This window comes from Serratia sp. N21D137 (assembly GCF_047530005.1).
GTDB classification, from domain to species: domain Bacteria; phylum Pseudomonadota; class Gammaproteobacteria; order Enterobacterales; family Enterobacteriaceae; genus Chania; species Chania fonticola_B.
Genome location: NZ_JBLJAJ010000014.1, coordinates 35,890 through 51,761, shown reverse-complemented (window position 1 = coordinate 51,761; position 15,872 = coordinate 35,890). Strand labels below are relative to the sequence as shown.

At 54.3% G+C, this 15,872-nt stretch carries 14 protein-coding genes; 8 read left to right on the top strand and 6 right to left on the bottom strand.

The annotated features are described in order from the left end of the window. Window positions 1–26 precede the first annotated feature (26 nt). Entirely contained in the window at window positions 27–1,346 is a 1,320-nt protein-coding gene (locus ACMV5H_RS13040) for an alpha/beta fold hydrolase (protein ID WP_021806113.1), read from the bottom strand. A gap of 287 nt (window positions 1,347–1,633) precedes the next feature. Then, window positions 1,634–2,668, bottom strand: a complete 1,035-nt coding sequence (locus ACMV5H_RS13035) for a linear amide C-N hydrolase (RefSeq protein ID WP_414821965.1) — start codon at window positions 2,666–2,668, stop codon at window positions 1,634–1,636. 264 nt (window positions 2,669–2,932) lie between these two features. Between ACMV5H_RS13035 and truC the strand changes: the two genes are divergently transcribed. Continuing rightward, window positions 2,933–3,691, top strand: a complete 759-nt coding sequence (gene truC, locus ACMV5H_RS13030; protein ID WP_115159684.1) for a tRNA pseudouridine(65) synthase TruC — start codon at window positions 2,933–2,935, stop codon at window positions 3,689–3,691. 33 nt (window positions 3,692–3,724) lie between these two features. Next, window positions 3,725–4,183, top strand: a complete 459-nt coding sequence (locus ACMV5H_RS13025) for a flavodoxin (protein ID WP_414821949.1) — start codon at window positions 3,725–3,727, stop codon at window positions 4,181–4,183. Between the two features lie 641 nt (window positions 4,184–4,824). Here ACMV5H_RS13025 and ACMV5H_RS13020 read toward each other — a convergent pair. The 4 genes from ACMV5H_RS13020 to map form a co-directional block, all read right to left on the bottom strand. Next, complete coding sequence (locus ACMV5H_RS13020) at window positions 4,825–5,214, bottom strand: DUF3461 family protein (RefSeq protein WP_021179904.1); 390 nt, start codon at window positions 5,212–5,214, stop codon at window positions 4,825–4,827. Window positions 5,215–5,400: 186 nt separating this feature from the next. Next, window positions 5,401–6,225, bottom strand: a complete 825-nt coding sequence (dapD, locus tag ACMV5H_RS13015; protein WP_021179905.1) for a 2,3,4,5-tetrahydropyridine-2,6-dicarboxylate N-succinyltransferase — start codon at window positions 6,223–6,225, stop codon at window positions 5,401–5,403. A 42-nt stretch (window positions 6,226–6,267) separates the two neighbouring features. Next, entirely contained in the window at window positions 6,268–8,931 is a 2,664-nt protein-coding gene (gene glnD / locus ACMV5H_RS13010) for a bifunctional uridylyltransferase/uridylyl-removing protein GlnD (RefSeq protein WP_414821948.1), read from the bottom strand. A 60-nt stretch (window positions 8,932–8,991) separates the two neighbouring features. Then, complete coding sequence (gene map, locus ACMV5H_RS13005; protein ID WP_021179907.1) at window positions 8,992–9,786, bottom strand: type I methionyl aminopeptidase; 795 nt, start codon at window positions 9,784–9,786, stop codon at window positions 8,992–8,994. A 360-nt stretch (window positions 9,787–10,146) separates the two neighbouring features. Between map and rpsB the strand changes: the two genes are divergently transcribed. The 6 genes from rpsB to ispU all read left to right on the top strand — a co-directional run bounded on the left by rpsB (window position 10,147) and on the right by ispU (window position 15,872). Further along, complete coding sequence (gene rpsB, locus ACMV5H_RS13000) at window positions 10,147–10,872, top strand: 30S ribosomal protein S2 (RefSeq protein ID WP_414821947.1); 726 nt, start codon at window positions 10,147–10,149, stop codon at window positions 10,870–10,872. Window positions 10,873–10,989: 117 nt separating this feature from the next. Continuing rightward, entirely contained in the window at window positions 10,990–11,844 is an 855-nt protein-coding gene (gene tsf, locus ACMV5H_RS12995) for a translation elongation factor Ts (protein WP_021179909.1), read from the top strand. A 134-nt stretch (window positions 11,845–11,978) separates the two neighbouring features. Continuing rightward, window positions 11,979–12,704, top strand: coding sequence for a UMP kinase (gene pyrH, locus ACMV5H_RS12990; protein ID WP_021179910.1), 726 nt, complete (start codon window positions 11,979–11,981; stop codon window positions 12,702–12,704). 126 nt (window positions 12,705–12,830) lie between these two features. Beyond that, window positions 12,831–13,388, top strand: coding sequence for a ribosome recycling factor (gene frr / locus ACMV5H_RS12985; RefSeq protein ID WP_021179911.1), 558 nt, complete (start codon window positions 12,831–12,833; stop codon window positions 13,386–13,388). Window positions 13,389–13,546: 158 nt separating this feature from the next. Next, window positions 13,547–14,743, top strand: coding sequence for a 1-deoxy-D-xylulose-5-phosphate reductoisomerase (gene ispC / locus ACMV5H_RS12980; RefSeq protein WP_414821946.1), 1,197 nt, complete (start codon window positions 13,547–13,549; stop codon window positions 14,741–14,743). Between the two features lie 370 nt (window positions 14,744–15,113). Further along, window positions 15,114–15,872, top strand: coding sequence for a (2E,6E)-farnesyl-diphosphate-specific ditrans,polycis-undecaprenyl-diphosphate synthase (ispU, locus tag ACMV5H_RS12975; RefSeq protein ID WP_414821945.1), 759 nt, complete (start codon window positions 15,114–15,116; stop codon window positions 15,870–15,872).

The following is a 15,872-nucleotide window of genomic DNA, read 5'->3' as shown; positions in this document are numbered from 1 at the left end:
TCTTTACTGCCAAAAGAGCAGGGCCATCAGCTCGCTATCCTTGCGAAAGAGGGTTGGGATGAGGGGGCGTAAATGCCCGCTTTCTGCGCCATCGTCTGCAAATGACCAAAAACATTACCAACGCGTAAGCCGTTATGCTCATACTCGTTGGTGATCCACGGCGTCAAATTACCCACCTGTTGCGCCGTCGCCAGCGAGAGCTGCAAATCGACATACATATCGCTGAAATAAATGGCGGCGAATACCGGTACCCGATTGTCGAGCAGGCGATCGCTGTTATACAGCGGTGACCACACGCGGCGATCGGCCAGCAACTTAACGGGTTCATTGAAGGGGCGCAGAGCGGCGATCTCGGTGAACATCCAGGGATAGATCATTTCCCCGGTCAGGTAAAGCGGGCGCCGATCTTCGGCGAAAGCATCGAAGTTGCCCCGTTGCCGCTGGGCTGCCCAATTGGTGGCCTTATCCTGTGCGTAGATACTTTCATGCAGCGCGGCAAACAGCGGATTCTCCGCGTAGCTGGTCAACGCCATCACCTGTGACAAAAAGGTGTCGCTGAATTCACCGTCCGGGTTGAAGGCTTCGTCAAACAGCCAAAGTAGCCGCTCGTAACCTTCACTCATGCCAAGATCGATCCCCAGGCTTTGCAGGCGGCGTATGGTCAGTCGGTCGCCATCGGGCAACAACACCTCTTCCTGCTCCAGCTTGTCGGCAATCTGACCGATAAGCGGCTCCAGATGTGGGTAACGCTGATAGAAGATGCGATTTTTGGCGATCACCTGCGGATAGGTATGAGCGTAGACTTCATCGGCATCGGGCTGCAGGCTTGCCAGGCCGCCGGTCATAAAGCAGCAGTGCAGGCCTTCCGGAGCCTGAGAAAGATAGGTCAGCGTGATAAAGCCGCCATAGCTTTGCCCCAGCGTGCTCCACGGGCGATCGCCAAAGCAGTTTTTACGCAGATATTCGGCATCGCTCACTATCGAGTCGGCGCGGAAGCAGGCCAGGTAATCTGCCGCCTGGTGGGCGCTTAGCCCGGCCAGACTCTTACCTTCAATGCGGCTACTGCGCCCGGTGCCACGCTGATCGAGCAGGATCACCCGATAGCTTTTGAGGGCTTCGGCGATCCAACTGCTGCGTGCCGTAGGGCGTGGGCTTTTCCCTCCGGGACCACCTTGTAAAAACAGCAGACAAGGGAGTTGTTCATCACGGCGTAACGGGTCAACCAACTCACGGGCAAAGATCTCAATGGTGCGGGTATCCTTGTTATTGAACCAATTCAGCGGGACCTGGACCAGGTGTTCACGCACCCAGATCGCTGGCAACAAATATTCTCGTTCAACGCTCATGTTTTTCTCTCCCTATTATGGTGTTCTCTTTTTTCTGCCGGTTATTTTAATGCCATATCGGTGTTTACCCGGAGCGTTCAGATCTACTCTATTTTATCGATAAGCAACAATAGTCCGGAGTTTGAAGAGTGAACATCAGCGTAACAGGAGGAATGAACTTAGCAAATGCATGAGTGATTAAATTTTAGTCAAAATGTGCAAGAGTGTGACTGAATAAGTATTCTTGACTGATGAATATAAAGGGAGTGCTGGTGGCAGTGGGAGCCACCAGTCAACATCGAGCGGGCTCAGCCGTTATCTATGACGTCGGCAGCAAGGAACTCAAAGGGAGGGCTGGTTTTAAACTCAGCGGAAACTTCACCGGTAAAATCTGCCATCTCATCTTTACCCAGCGTCAGCTTTTTAACCGGAGCGCCGGCAGCAAAGTTGACCCGTTTCAGGTCTACCCAAAAAGTACTGCTGCCCAGTGCCGATTCAAAGTAGTACAGCTTGTTCTTTTGATCGGCCAGGGTGCGCCAACGAGTGGAAGAAATATTAGGTTCTTCAGGGGTCGTGATGCCAAAGGGCACAGAAACATTGCGCATAACGCTCAGCACGCTAGAGGCTGCCAGCCTGGCCTGATGATATTTCGGGATAGCGTCGATATAAAACTGTGCGCGTACAAAACGGTCGGCAGCACGGTTTGTGCCAGGCAGCATGACGTTACCCCCAATCCCTTGCCAGTATTTGGTGATGGCCAACTGCTGATCGAAGGTAGGGGAATTGGTCAGGACCTGATAGTCGCGGCTATGGTGAATCACTAATTTGCCGTTAATGTATTCGAAAATGGCACTGTCCCCACTGGCATCGGACAACGACAAATGAAGGGAGGCCAAACGTTCCTGGCCAGGCACACCGCCGGTCACAACGATAAAAGGGGCCTTTTCCAGTGAGTTAACCGCTTCTTGCACCGTGGCGAAGTTATCCAACGCATACTGTGCCCATGCTGCCAATGATAAGGTTGGCTGCTCGCCATCGAATGCCGGGTATTGAGATTCCACCAACCACAGCATATTGGCCACCAGACCTTTTTCATTCATACCATCGGTGGTTGCAACACCATAGGCGGAAGTCACGACGCTGCCGTATTTAGATGTCCATTTGATCGAGTTGCTGCCTGCATTACCACTGCGCTCCATTCCTTGCGGGAAAATCCACAGGTCAGAGTGCAGCTGTTCTTTCCAGTCCATAGTGCGGCCGGTGATCACCAGATTACCTTCGCCGTGGTAGACCGCGCGAGTACAGGCCATTGCCAACTGTGGTGAAAACAGAATGCCGCACATGGACAATAAAAGGGGGGTTATCAAAAGCGTTATATTCCAACTCACCGTTATCTCTCCTTGCTACTTTTTGTACAGTGTAGGCACTACTGACCCGTGGGGCAAAAACGAGAGCGCCAAACGGGATTTTCGTTTCGTTATTATTTATGTTTGACGATAGAATCAATCAATTACCTATCTCCTTGCCCCTGCAAACCGGCCAGCAGGCTGCAGCTTGCAGGGGCAAGGAGATAAAATGCATGATTAATCTATGGAAAAAATCACTCTATGAAGGTGTTGTACCAGGACGAACATCTGATCGCCGTTAACAAACCCTCAGGTTGGCTGGTGCATCGTAGCTGGCTGGATCGTCACGAGACGAGGTTTGTCATGCAAACCGTGCGCGATCAGATTGGTCAGCACGTATTTACCGTACACCGTCTGGATCGTCCTACTTCCGGCATATTGCTGATGGCGTTGTCCAGCGATGTGGCTCGGTTATTATCGCAACAGTTTGAACTGCATCAGGTACAGAAAACCTATCACGCGGTGGTGCGGGGCTATGTTTTAGAGGGCGGCACCGTTGACTATGCGCTGACGGAAGAGCTGGATAAGTTGGCGGATAAACATGCCAACCCGGATAAAGCTCCAAAACCGGCGGTAAGTCATTATCAGCCCTTGGCAACGGTGGAGATGCCGGTGGCGATTGGCCGCTATGACACCTCGCGCTATAGCCTGGTTGAGCTGAAACCAGAGACCGGGCGTAAGCATCAGCTGCGTCGTCATATGGTGCACCTGCGCCATCCGATTATTGGTGATACCGCTCACGGCGATCTGCGGCAAAACCGCGGGATGGCCGAACATTTTGGTTGTTCACGCCTGATGCTGCACGCCAGCCATCTTCAACTTACTCATCCGGTCAGCGGCCAACCACTGCATATTTCCGCGCCCTGGGAAGCGGATTGGCAAGGTGTCATGTCACAATTTGGCTGGCATAACGTGCTGCCAGAACTTGAGTTTCCGCAGGCTAACGGTCAGGATAGCTAATCATTTTTTAACGGTCATAAGGGAGCAGCAACGATGGCTCAGGTCGGCATTTTCGTTGGAACGGTCTACGGTAACTCTTTGTTAGTGGCGGAAGAGGCAGAAAATATCCTGCAACAACAGGGCCATGAGGTCAAAGTGTTTGAGGAAGGGACGCTGGCAGAGTGGCAGTTTTACCGCCAGCATTATGCGCTGGTCGTGACTTCCACCACCGGGCAAGGGGACTTGCCTGACAGTATTGCCCCCCTGTTCCAGGCCATTCGCGACCAGGTGGGCTATCAGCCGGAGCTGCGTTATGGCTTGATTGCTCTGGGCGATAGTAGCTATGACAATTTCTGCGGTGCCGGGCGTACCTTTGATGCTTTGCTGCAGGAGCAGGGAGCGACGCGCGTAGGTGAAGTGCTGGAGATTGATGCGATCGAACAACCTGAACCAGAAGTGGTTTCCTGCCCGTGGGTAGAGCAGTGGGGCGCACTGCTGAAAATAACCTCTTGATGCCTGGTGGCGAGCGGCCAGGCATGATTTTATTCCTGCTATCTCCTGTGGTGAAGCTTAAGCAAAAAAAAACCTAATCCCTTACGCACTCAAGGCCGCAGCCAGCAAGCGTTAAAGAATTAGGTTTTGCCTGCCGGAGCAGTAACTACCCTATCGATTACCGATTTACCCTATCACACGGAAAACCGGCAAAATGTGACTCCCCTCACCCTAACCCTCTCCCATAGGGAGAGGGGACTGAACGTGCCACAATTTACCACCTGTACCTGCCTGCGACTCCGGGCTTGCTCCCTCTCCCAATCTCTGTGTTTATGCGATCCCTGGACTCTACAGTGGGAGAGGGCAGGGGAGAGGGGACTTAACGTGCCACAATTTACCACCTATACTTGCCTGCGACTCCGGGCTCGCTCCCTCTCCCAATCTCTGTGTTTATGCGATCCCTGGACTCTACAGTGGGAGAGGGCAGGGGAGAGGGGACTTAACGTGCCACAATTTACCACCTGTACTTGCCTGCGACTCCGGGCTCGCTCCCTCTCCCAATCTCTGTGTTTATGAGATCCCTGGACTCTACAGTGGGAGAGGGCAGGGGTGAGGGGCGACCAATCGTCCTAAACTGACAAATACTAGACTGAGGGTGGCGGTTATTTACCGCGCGTCAGCTTTTCCAGATCGGATTCGATCTCGGCAATCTTGTTGGTGACCACGTTTTGCAGATGCTGCAGGTCATCAAGGATCTTGCGTTTCAGATCCACTTCCACCTGATCGCGCTGGCAGAGTTGATCCAGTTCATCGATCACGTAGCGCAGGTTAGGGTTGATCTCATGGATCTCTTTGTAACCCTGGCCGGCATTGTCTGCCACCACGGTTTTGCGCTGGCGTGGATACTTGAACTTCACGCTCTTGGCAAAGAACTCGCCCTTATCTTTGCGGAAGTAAATCTTGAGGATGTCGTTATTGGCCTCCTGACGCAGGCTATAGCGATCGATATCTTCCGGTTGATTGATACCTAAACTTTTCAGGTTGTCATACATAATAGCGCCACCTTTTAATCAACTATATTTGCCTGATTAGCCAATATGCAGTGTTGTGAGCTGCAAATCGAAACACATCAGGAATATTTCACTGCCAGAGAGTATGGCCAAAACGCCCGACACAGACTGTGACGGCCCGCGTATTGAAGGCAAAAAAATGGCGGGTGATGCACCCGCCGTTCAAGCTTAGTCGATAGTGCGCAATAACTCATTAATCCCGACTTTGCCACGGGTCTTGGCGTCCACTTTCTTGACGATCACAGCGCAATACAGGCTGTAGGAACCATCTTTGGAAGGCAGGTTGCCGGATACGACCACGGAGCCAGCAGGTACGCGGCCATAGTGCACTTCACCGGTTTCACGATCGTAGATGCGGGTGCTTTGGCCCAGATAAACGCCCATTGAGATCACGGAACCTTCTTCCACGATCACGCCTTCAACCACTTCTGAACGCGCGCCGATAAAGCAGTTGTCTTCGATGATGGTTGGGTTGGCCTGCAACGGCTCCAGCACGCCACCGATGCCGACGCCGCCGGACAGGTGAACGTTTTTGCCGATCTGTGCACAAGAGCCTACGGTGGCCCAGGTATCTACCATGGTGCCTTCGTCGACGTAGGCACCGATGTTGACGTAAGAAGGCATCAGCACGGTGTTACGAGCGATAAATGCCCCCTGACGCACGGTAGCCGGTGGCACTACGCGGAAGCCTTCCTTCTGGAAGCGAGCTTCATCGTAGTCAGCGAATTTCATCGGCACTTTGTCGTAATAGCGGGTTTCTGCACCGTCCATTACCTTGTTGTCGTTGATACGGAAAGACAGCAGGACGGCTTTTTTCAGCCACTGATGGGTAACCCATTGCCCCTCGATCTTCTCGGCAACGCGCAGGGCGCCGCTGTCCAGCAGGGCGATCACCTGGTTTACCGCTTCACGCGTTACGGTGTCTACGTTGGCCGGGGTAATATCCGCGCGGCGTTCGAAGGCGCTTTCAATAACGTTCTGTAATTGCTGCATGCTGTTCTCTGTCCTGATTTTATTTACGAAAGGTTACTTTTATCACATTTTATCGGTTGGATTGAGTGCCTCTGTCAACCGTTGTTCTAATTTTCTGCGTGTTTGCGGATCCAGCGCCCGGCGATCGGCATCGGCCAAAATAAACAAATCCTCGACCCGTTCGCCGATGGTGGAGATACGTGCGCCGTGCAGCGACAGGCCCAGATCGGCGAAAACCTCACCCACGCGTGCCAGCAGGCCGGGCTGATCGAGGGCAATTAGCTCCAGATAGCTGCGGCGATCGGTATGAGTTGGCAGGAAGCTGACCTCTGTCGGTACGCTGAAATGGCGTAGTTTGGACGACGGACGCCGAGCGCGCGGCGGTAGATAATCTCGCTGGGTGATAGCTTGCTCCAGCGCATGGCGGATCGCGGCATGACGATCCTGGGCCAGCGGGCTGCCATCCGGCTCCAGCACGATAAAGGTGTCCATGGCCATGCCGTCGCGGTTGGTGAAGATCTGGGCGTCATGCACGCTGAGATTGCGCCGATCCAGCTCACCGGCAACGGCGGCGAACAGGTAAGGGCGGTCCGGGCTCCAGATAAAGATCTCGGTGCCGCCACGCGTGGCCTGGTGGCTGACCAGCACCAGTGGCTTGGTTGAGTCATGGGCCAGCAGGTGGCGGGCGTGCCAGGCGAGCTGATTCGGCGAGTGACGCAGGAAATAGTCGGCGCGGCAGCGGCTCCAGATATGGTGCAGCGCTTCTTCATCGATATTATCCATACGCAACAATGCCAGCGCCTGTAAACGATGGTGGCGCACCCGCTCGCGCAGATCCGGGCTGTTCTGCATACCACGGCGCAGTTGCTTCTCGGTGGCGAAATACAGCTCGCGCAACAGGCTCTGTTTCCAACTGTTCCACAAGGTCTCGTTGGTGGCACAGATATCGGCGACCGTCAGGCAAACCAGGTAGCGTAGACGGGTTTCGCTTTGCACTTCGCTACTGAACTGCTGGATCACGGTCGGGTCCTGAATGTCACGTCGTTGCGCGGTAACCGACATCAGCAGGTGGCAGCGTACCAGCCAGGCAACCAGCTGTGCTTCGCGTGAGTTCAAGCCATGCAATGCAGCAAACTCCAGGGCGTCTTGGGCGCCTAAAATGGAGTGATCGCCCCCGCGCCCTTTGGCGATATCGTGGAACAGCGCCGCTAGCAACAGCAATTCTGGGTGAGGCAGGCGAGGATAAAGCTCCACGCACAGCGGATGGCGTGGGCGAGTTTCCTCATCGGAGAAGCTTTCCAGCTTTTGCAGCACACGCACGGTATGTTCATCGACGGTATAGGCATGGAACAGGTCAAACTGCATCTGGCCGACGATGCTGCCCCATTGCGGCATATAGGCCCACAGCACGCTGTGGCGATGCATTGGCACCAACGCCCGTGAGACCGCGCCTGGGTGTCGCAGAATGACCATAAACAGCTCTCTGGCCTCGGGAATGTTGCACAGTGGCTGTTTCAGGTGGCGGCGCGCATGGCGCAACTGGCGTACGGTGGTGGAGTAGATGCCTTTTATTTCGCGGTTGCGTACCATCAGGTAGAACATGCGCATGATGGCTTCTGGCTGGCGGATAAACAGCGTTTCGTCGCGCAAATCGATCAGATCGCCACGCAGCTGAAAATCATCGTTCAGCGGGCGGGGTTTCTCCGTGGCGTCCAATGCCAGGATCGCTTCATCGAACAGCTGTAGCAGCATGTGGTTCAGCTCGCCGACGCGGCGCGTCATGCGATAGAAATCCTTCATCATGCGCTCTACCGGTTCATTGCCTTCCCCCTCGTAGCGCAACAGCTGGGCCACGCTGAGCTGGCGATCGAACAGCAGGCGGTTGTCATAACGCGGCAGCGCCAGGTGCAGGGCAAAACGAATACGCCACAGGAAGCTTTGGCATTCGTTCAATTCGTTGCGCTCGGCCTGAGTCAGGAAGCCAAAACCGACCATCTCATCGAGCGAGGTGGCGCCGAAATGGCGGCGGGCCACCCACATCAGCGTATGAATATCACGCAGGCCACCGGGGCTGCTCTTGATATCCGGCTCCAGGTTGTAGCTGGTACCGTGATAGCGCTGGTGGCGTTGCTGCTGTTCGATCAGCTTGGCGTCAAAGAATTTGGGCGAAGGCCAGAAGCCGTCGCTGAAAATGTGCTTTTGCAATTGCAGGAACAGGGCGACGTCGCCGCAGATCATGCGGGATTCGATCAGGTTAGTGGCAACGGTCAGGTCCGCCAAGCCTTCCAGCAGGCACTCTTCGAGCGTGCGCACGCTGTGGCCGACTTCCAGTTTGAGATCCCACAGCAGGGTAATGAATTCACCGACGCGAGCGGCCTGTTCATCGTTCAGGCGAGTCTGGCTGAGTACCAGCACGTCGATATCAGACAGCGGGTGCAGTTCACCACGGCCATAGCCGCCGACGGCCAGCAGCGCCGTTTCGGGGATAGTGTCAAAGCCGTAAAACAGCCACAGCCGCCGCAATAGTCGATCGATAAACTTGCTGCGCGCCGCCACCAGGCTTTCGGCACTGGCACCAGCATTGAAGGCCGCTGCCAGCCACTGCTGAAACTGCTCAAGCCGCTGTTTGAGGGCCAGGCAATTGATCTCGTCATCGGCATAGGTGCTGGGAGCGTCCGGCTTCTTGGGTACGGCCGGGGTTTCTAGCTCACGATAATTTTCAGACATGTTTCGCCGCCCATAAAAAAAGCCGGCATAGGCCGGCTTGTCACAAGAACCCTGCGGTTCTTACATCTCGTGCGTAATGATGTTGGGGATGGTGTCATCCTTGCGCAACGTCATTATCTCGCAGCCGTTATCAGTCACCACAATAGTATGCTCATACTGTGCCGACAAGCTGCGATCTTTGGTTTTCACCGTCCAGCCGTCTTTCATGGTGCGGATGCGGTAATCACCGGCGTTGACCATAGGCTCGATGGTGAAGGCCATACCGGCCTGCAGCACCACGCCGCCGTCATCGGCATCGTAATGCAGTACCTGCGGCTCTTCGTGGAAACCTTCGCCGATGCCGTGGCCGCAATATTCGCGCACGACGGAGAACTTCTCTGCTTCAACAAACTGCTGGATGGCTTTACCCAGAGTGCGCAGGCGGATACCCGGTTTGACCATCTTCAAGGCCAGATACAGGCTTTCCTGGGTGATACGGCACAGGCGCTCGCCCAGAATGGTGGGTTTACCGACGATGAACATCTTGGAGGTGTCGCCGTGGAAGCCGTCTTTGATAACGGTCACATCGATATTGACGATATCCCCGTCTTTCAGCACCTTGTCGTCACTTGGGATGCCGTGGCACACCACTTCGTTCACCGAGATACAGACCGATTTTGGGAAGCCGTGGTAGCCCAGGCAGGCCGAGATCGCCTGCTGTTCATTGGTGATATGCTCGTGGCAGATCCTGTCCAGCTCGCCGGTGGTGACGCCGGGTTTAACGTGGGGCTCGATGATTTCCAGCACTTCTGCGGCCAGGCGGCCCGCAACGCGCATCTTTTGAATGTCATCAGGTGTTTTAATTGAAATTGCCATGAAAGTTAGTCCGCAGGTGTCGTTATGGTCGACAAGGTAGAAAGATAAGGCATTGAGTTATGGTATCAGCCCGGCTTGAGGCTGCCAAATTTCATTTGTGAAGGGCCAGGCCAACTGCAACAAAAGTTGGTGTCTGGGGCGGGTTTATGGTATAAAGCGCGCCGGCAGATCCGCATTCGGCCTTGAGTGCCAATGAGGAAATGACCGAAGTAGTTTTAACTGCACTCACATTGTGTAAATAACACACACGTATCGACACATCCGCCGGGGTGCCTTGAGATGGCTCACGTCATTGTCCGGGTCGGCGTTATGGGATACGTGGAGGCATAACCCCAATCAACTCTAATAGAGGTTTTAATCATGGCAACTGTTTCCATGCGCGACATGCTCCAGGCTGGTGTACACTTTGGTCACCAGACCCGTTACTGGAACCCGAAAATGAAGCCTTTCATCTTCGGCGCACGTAACAAGGTTCACATCATCAACCTGGAAAAAACCGTACCAATGGCCAACCTGGCTTTGGCTGAACTGACCAAGATCTCTTCCCGCAAAGGTAAGATCCTGTTCGTTGGTACCAAGCGCGCAGCAAGCGAAGCGGTAAAAGAATATGCTAACGGCTGCGATCAGTTCTTCGTGAACCATCGCTGGTTGGGCGGCATGCTGACTAACTGGAAAACCGTTCGTCAGTCAATCAAACGTTTGAAAGATCTGGAAATCCAGTCCCAAGACGGCACCTTCGACAAGCTGACCAAGAAAGAAGCGCTGATGCGCACTCGTGAACTGGCCAAGCTGGAAAACTCCCTGGGTGGTATCAAGGACATGGGTGGTCTGCCAGACGCTCTGTTTGTTATCGATGCCGATCACGAACACATCGCGATCAAAGAAGCCAACAACCTGGGTATCCCGGTATTCTCTATCGTTGATACCAACTCCGATCCAGACGGCGTTGACTTCATCATCCCTGGTAACGACGACGCAATCCGTGCAATCAAATTGTACCTGACCGCCGTTTCTGCCGCCATCCGTGAAGGTCGTTCTCAAGATCTGGTCGTTCAGGCGGAAGAAAGCTTCGTAGAAGCTGAATAATAAGGTCAAGCCCTTATTAACCAGGTATTGAATATGTTGGTTAGGGGGGCCTTTAAGGGCCCCCTTTGCTTATCTGAATGAGAACTATCTCCGAGCGAGATAACCGAGGAAAAAGAAATGGCTGATATTACCGCTGCCCTGGTAAAAGAACTGCGTGAGCGTACCAGCGCAGGTATGATGGATTGCAAAAAAGCGCTGATCGAATCTAACGGCGACATCGAGCTGGCAATCGAAAACATGCGTAAATCTGGCGCGATCAAAGCGGCGAAAAAAGCAGGCAACGTAGCTGCTGACGGCGTGATCAAAACCAAGATCGAAGGCAACTTCGGCATGATCGTGGAAGTTAACTGCCAGACCGACTTCGTTGCTAAAGACGGCGGTTTCCAGGCTTTCGCTGACAAAGTGTTGGATGCGGCTTTTGCTGGCAAAATCACTGACGTTGACGTGCTGAAAGCGCAGTTCGAAGAAGAGCGCGTTGCTCTGGTGGCAAAAATCGGTGAGAACATCAACATTCGCCGCATTGCTGCCCTGGAAGGCGACGTGTTGGGTAGCTACCTGCACGGTGCTCGCATCGGTGTTCTGGTTGCCGCTACCAAAGGCGCGGATGAAGAGCTGGTTAAGCAGCTGGCAATGCACGTTGCCGCTAGCAAGCCTGAATTCGTCAAGCCTGAAGATGTGTCTGCTGAAGTGGTAGAGAAAGAGTACCAAGTTCAGTTGGACATCGCCATGCAGTCTGGCAAACCGAAAGAAATCGCAGAGAAGATGGTTGAAGGCCGCATGAAGAAATTCACCGGCGAAGTCTCTCTGACCGGTCAGCCTTTCGTGATCGAACCAAGCAAGAGCGTTGCTCAGGTGCTGAAAGAGCACAACACTGACGTAACCAATTTCATCCGCTTTGAAGTGGGTGAAGGCATCGAGAAAGTTGAAGCTGACTTTGCTGCTGAAGTTGCAGCAATGAGCAAACAGTCTTAATGCTGTTAATGGAGCCGCCGCGAGGCGGCTCCATTTTATCCAGCCAGAGAAACGCCGATGATGGGCCCCGCGTGCCCAGGCTAATCGGTTGAAAACCCCAATACTATTACTACTGCTTCTTAGGACAGAACACCATGGCAACCAATGCAAAACCCGTTTATCAGCGTATCCTGCTCAAACTGAGTGGTGAAGCCCTGCAAGGTGCAGAAGGCTTTGGGATCGACGCTAGCGTTTTGGATCGCATGGCTCAGGAAGTAAAAGAGCTGGTCGAGCTGGGCATCCAGGTCGGTGTAGTTATTGGCGGTGGCAATCTTTTCCGTGGTGCAGGTCTGGCACAAGCCGGCATGAACCGCGTAGTGGGCGACCACATGGGAATGCTGGCTACCGTGATGAACGGCCTGGCTATGCGTGATGCACTGCACCGTGCCTATGTGAACGCCCGCCTGATGTCTGCCATTCCGTTGAATGGCGTATGTGACAACTACAGCTGGGCAGAGGCGATCAGCCTGCTGCGTAACAACCGCGTGGTGATTTTCTCCGCCGGTACGGGTAACCCGTTCTTTACCACGGATTCTGCGGCCTGCCTGCGCGGCATCGAAATTGAAGCCGATGTGGTATTGAAAGCGACTAAAGTGGATGGTGTATACTCCGCTGACCCGGTGAAAAACCCGGACGCAACGCTGTACGAACAGATCACCTACCAGGACGTGTTGGAGCGTGAGTTAAAAGTGATGGATCTGGCGGCGTTTACGCTGGCCCGCGATCATGGCTTGCCGATCCGCGTATTCAACATGAACAAGCCGGGCGCACTGCGTCGCGTGGTGATGGGTGAGAACGAAGGTACTCTGATCACCAAATAACGGCTGTTTGGCCAAATTTCGCAGGAGTGGGTAACGCCAGGCGTTGTGTGCTTCTGATAAGTAAAATTCACGGGCTATACTTTTCAGTACAGCCTGCCAAGTAACCAGCTTCCAAGGGTTCGCAACGTGATTAATGAAATCAGAAAAGATGCTGATTCACGCATGGAAAAAAGCGTCGAAGCATTTAAAAACCAAATCAGCAAGATCCGTACTGGCCGTGCTTCTCCAAGCATCCTGGACGGCATCATGGTGGAATACTACGGTACAGCAACGCCGCTGCGCCAACTGGCCAACGTCACGGTAGAAGATTCCCGTACGCTGGCGATCAACCTGTTTGACCGTTCTCTGGGGTCGGCGGTAGAAAAAGCCATTATGTCTTCCGATCTGGGCCTGAACCCAAGCTCGGCTGGCACCGTGATCCGCGTTCCGCTTCCTCCGTTGACGGAAGAGCGCCGTAAGGATCTGATCAAGGTCGTACGTGGTGAAGCCGAGCAGGGCCGTGTGGCCGTGCGTAACGTGCGCCGCGATGCCAACGATAAAGTGAAGGCACTGCTGAAAGACAAAGAAATCAGCGAAGATGAAGATCGCCGTTCACAAGACGATATCCAGAAAATGACCGATGCCTACATCAAACTGCTTGATGCGGCATTGGCCGATAAAGAAAAAGAACTGATGGATTTCTAATCTCCATCGCCTTGAAATAAAGCGTCGCCTTGGCGGCGCTTTATTTTTTGTGGTGCAGATCTCGTTTTATCGTACGCACAGAGCGTAAACCAGCCGTGATGCAAGTTACACTGTGGTGTACATCCGATCTCATCACGCAGTAGATTCAGAGCGATCTCATGAAGCAACTGACAATTCTGGGTTCCACCGGTTCCGTGGGCACCAGCACCCTGGCCGTGGTCAGGGAAAATCCCGACCTTTTCGCGATCAAGGCACTGGTAGCTGGCCGTAATGTAGCGGTCATGGCGCAGCAGTGCATAGAGTTCCGCCCGAGTTATGCGGCAATGGCCGATGAGCAGGCCGCCAATGAGTTACGCGCCGTGCTGGCAGAAAACGGTGTGAAAACCGACGTGTTGGCCGGTGAAAAGGCAGCCTGCGAGCTGGCCGCATTAGACGACGTCGATCAGGTGACGGCCGCTATCGTCGGGGCCGCTGGGCTGTTGCCCACCCTGGCCGCTATTCGTGCCGGTAAGCAGGTGCTGCTGGCGAACAAAGAGTCTCTGGTCACCTGTGGCCGCCTGTTTATGGACGCGGTGCAAAAGAGCCAGGCACAGTTGCTGCCGCTGGACAGCGAGCACAACGCCATCTTCCAGAGCCTGCCAGAAAGCATCCAACGCCAACTGGGGTATAGCTCGCTGGAAGCCCACGGCGTTTCGCGCATCGTGCTGACCGGTTCCGGTGGCCCGTTCCGTACTACGCCGATGGAACAGTTCGCCACTATGACGCCGGATCAGGCCTGTGCGCATCCCAACTGGTCTATGGGGCGCAAAATCTCGGTAGATTCCGCCACCATGATGAACAAGGGGCTGGAGTATATCGAGGCTCGCTGGCTGTTCAACGCCTCGGCAGAGCAGATGGAAGTGATCCTCCATCCGCAGTCGGTGATCCACTCCATGGTGCGCTATGCCGATGGTAGCGTGCTGGCCCAACTGGGTACGCCGGATATGCGCACGCCTATTGCCCATGCCATGGCTTACCCGCAGAGGGTCCACTCCGGGGTGGCTGCACTCGATTTCTGCCGTATCGGGGCGCTGACCTTCTCCGAGCCGGAGCGTGAGCGCTATCCTTGCCTGTATTTGGCGATCGAAGCCTTCGATGCGGGCCAGGCGGCGACCACCGCGCTCAACGCGGCCAATGAAATTGCCGTAGCGGCATTTTTGCAGCAACAAATTCGTTTCACTGATATTTCAGCCGTGAACCAAAAGGTTGTTGAATGTATGGCGCTGGCGGAGCCAACCAGTATTGAGATGGTGTTGGAGATCGATCGTCAGGCGCGTGAGGTGGCTCGAGGTCTGGTTCATAACCTGCGGGTTTAATCACTTGGGCGGGGTGTACCGAGGGCAAATTCGGCTCTGCTACATTGTCTGAATTTGCTGGTAAACTCGCCAGGCCGCCGTGTGGCCGTTTGTTCAGGCTTCACGGAGGTGTTATAGTCTGCGCCATAATCACCGGTTATACCGTTGAATAATGGCCGGATTGGCAGCTCTTTTTACCTGACAAACGCGGCCAATAGGGCAGTGCCAAGCCAGAAGACGGGGAAAACTTACGCCAATCTTTGCCGGGAGCCCCTTGGGGCACCAGGCAGGCAGACTGAAAAGCTGTGTCAGGCACACGGCTTTTTTTGCGCGTAAGGTCCGATATTCCGGCAAGGCTGTGGTGTTTCTACCGAGGAAATAAGTACGAGTTATGTCGTCCGCAAACCAACAAGAAGCTAATCTTTCTGCTCATGGGCCACGTCATGTCGCGATCATTATGGACGGCAATGGGCGTTGGGCTAAACGCCAGGGCAAGTTACGTGTCTTCGGTCATAAAGCAGGGGTGAAATCGTTACGCCGCGCGGTCAGTTTTGCCGCCAGTCACCATTTAGATGCACTCACGCTTTATGCCTTCAGCAGCGAAAACTGGAACCGTCCGGCGCAGGAAGTCTCCGCGCTGATGGAGCTTTTTGTCCGCGCACTGGACAGCGAAGTAAAAAGCCTGCATAAACATAATGTCAGGTTGCGTGTGATCGGCGATGTCAGCCGGTTCAGCGCACGTTTGCAAGAGCGTATCCGCCGCTCGGAGCAACTGACAGAAAATAACGATGGCCTGACGCTTAACGTTGCCGCCAATTACGGTGGCCGTTGGGATATTATTCAGGGAGTGAAGGATCTGGCTGAGCAAGTGCAGCAGGGTACGCTGTGCGTGGACCAGATCAGCGAGGAGTTACTGGGTGAGCGCGTCTGCATGAGCGATTTGTCTCCGGTGGATCTGGTGATCCGTACCGGTGGCGAACATCGCATCAGTAACTTTTTGTTGTGGCAAATTGCGTACGCCGAGCTTTACTTTACTGATGTACTCTGGCCAGATTTTGATGAACTTGTCTTTGAAGGTGCGCTGAATGCATTTGCACAACGCGAGCGTCGCTTCGGAGGAACAACACCTATCGACGCCAATGCGTCCTAG

What these genes read in the sequence shown, in the direction of transcription:
- ACMV5H_RS13040 (WP_021806113.1), bottom strand. Translation starts at nt 1,346, where the DNA reads ATGAGCGTTGAACGAGAATATTTGTTGCCAGCGATCTGGGTGCGTGAA.
- ACMV5H_RS13035 (WP_414821965.1), bottom strand. Translation starts at nt 2,668, where the DNA reads ATGTGCGGCATTCTGTTTTCACCACAGTTGGCAATGGCCTGTACTCGC.
- truC (WP_115159684.1), top strand. Translation starts at nt 2,933, where the DNA reads ATGAAGGTGTTGTACCAGGACGAACATCTGATCGCCGTTAACAAACCC.
- ACMV5H_RS13025 (WP_414821949.1), top strand. Translation starts at nt 3,725, where the DNA reads ATGGCTCAGGTCGGCATTTTCGTTGGAACGGTCTACGGTAACTCTTTG.
- ACMV5H_RS13020 (WP_021179904.1), bottom strand. Translation starts at nt 5,214, where the DNA reads ATGTATGACAACCTGAAAAGTTTAGGTATCAATCAACCGGAAGATATC.
- dapD (WP_021179905.1), bottom strand. Translation starts at nt 6,225, where the DNA reads ATGCAGCAATTACAGAACGTTATTGAAAGCGCCTTCGAACGCCGCGCG.
- glnD (WP_414821948.1), bottom strand. Translation starts at nt 8,931, where the DNA reads ATGTCTGAAAATTATCGTGAGCTAGAAACCCCGGCCGTACCCAAGAAG.
- map (WP_021179907.1), bottom strand. Translation starts at nt 9,786, where the DNA reads ATGGCAATTTCAATTAAAACACCTGATGACATTCAAAAGATGCGCGTT.
- rpsB (WP_414821947.1), top strand. Translation starts at nt 10,147, where the DNA reads ATGGCAACTGTTTCCATGCGCGACATGCTCCAGGCTGGTGTACACTTT.
- tsf (WP_021179909.1), top strand. Translation starts at nt 10,990, where the DNA reads ATGGCTGATATTACCGCTGCCCTGGTAAAAGAACTGCGTGAGCGTACC.
- pyrH (WP_021179910.1), top strand. Translation starts at nt 11,979, where the DNA reads ATGGCAACCAATGCAAAACCCGTTTATCAGCGTATCCTGCTCAAACTG.
- ispC (WP_414821946.1), top strand. Translation starts at nt 13,547, where the DNA reads ATGAAGCAACTGACAATTCTGGGTTCCACCGGTTCCGTGGGCACCAGC.
- ispU (WP_414821945.1), top strand. Translation starts at nt 15,114, where the DNA reads ATGTCGTCCGCAAACCAACAAGAAGCTAATCTTTCTGCTCATGGGCCA.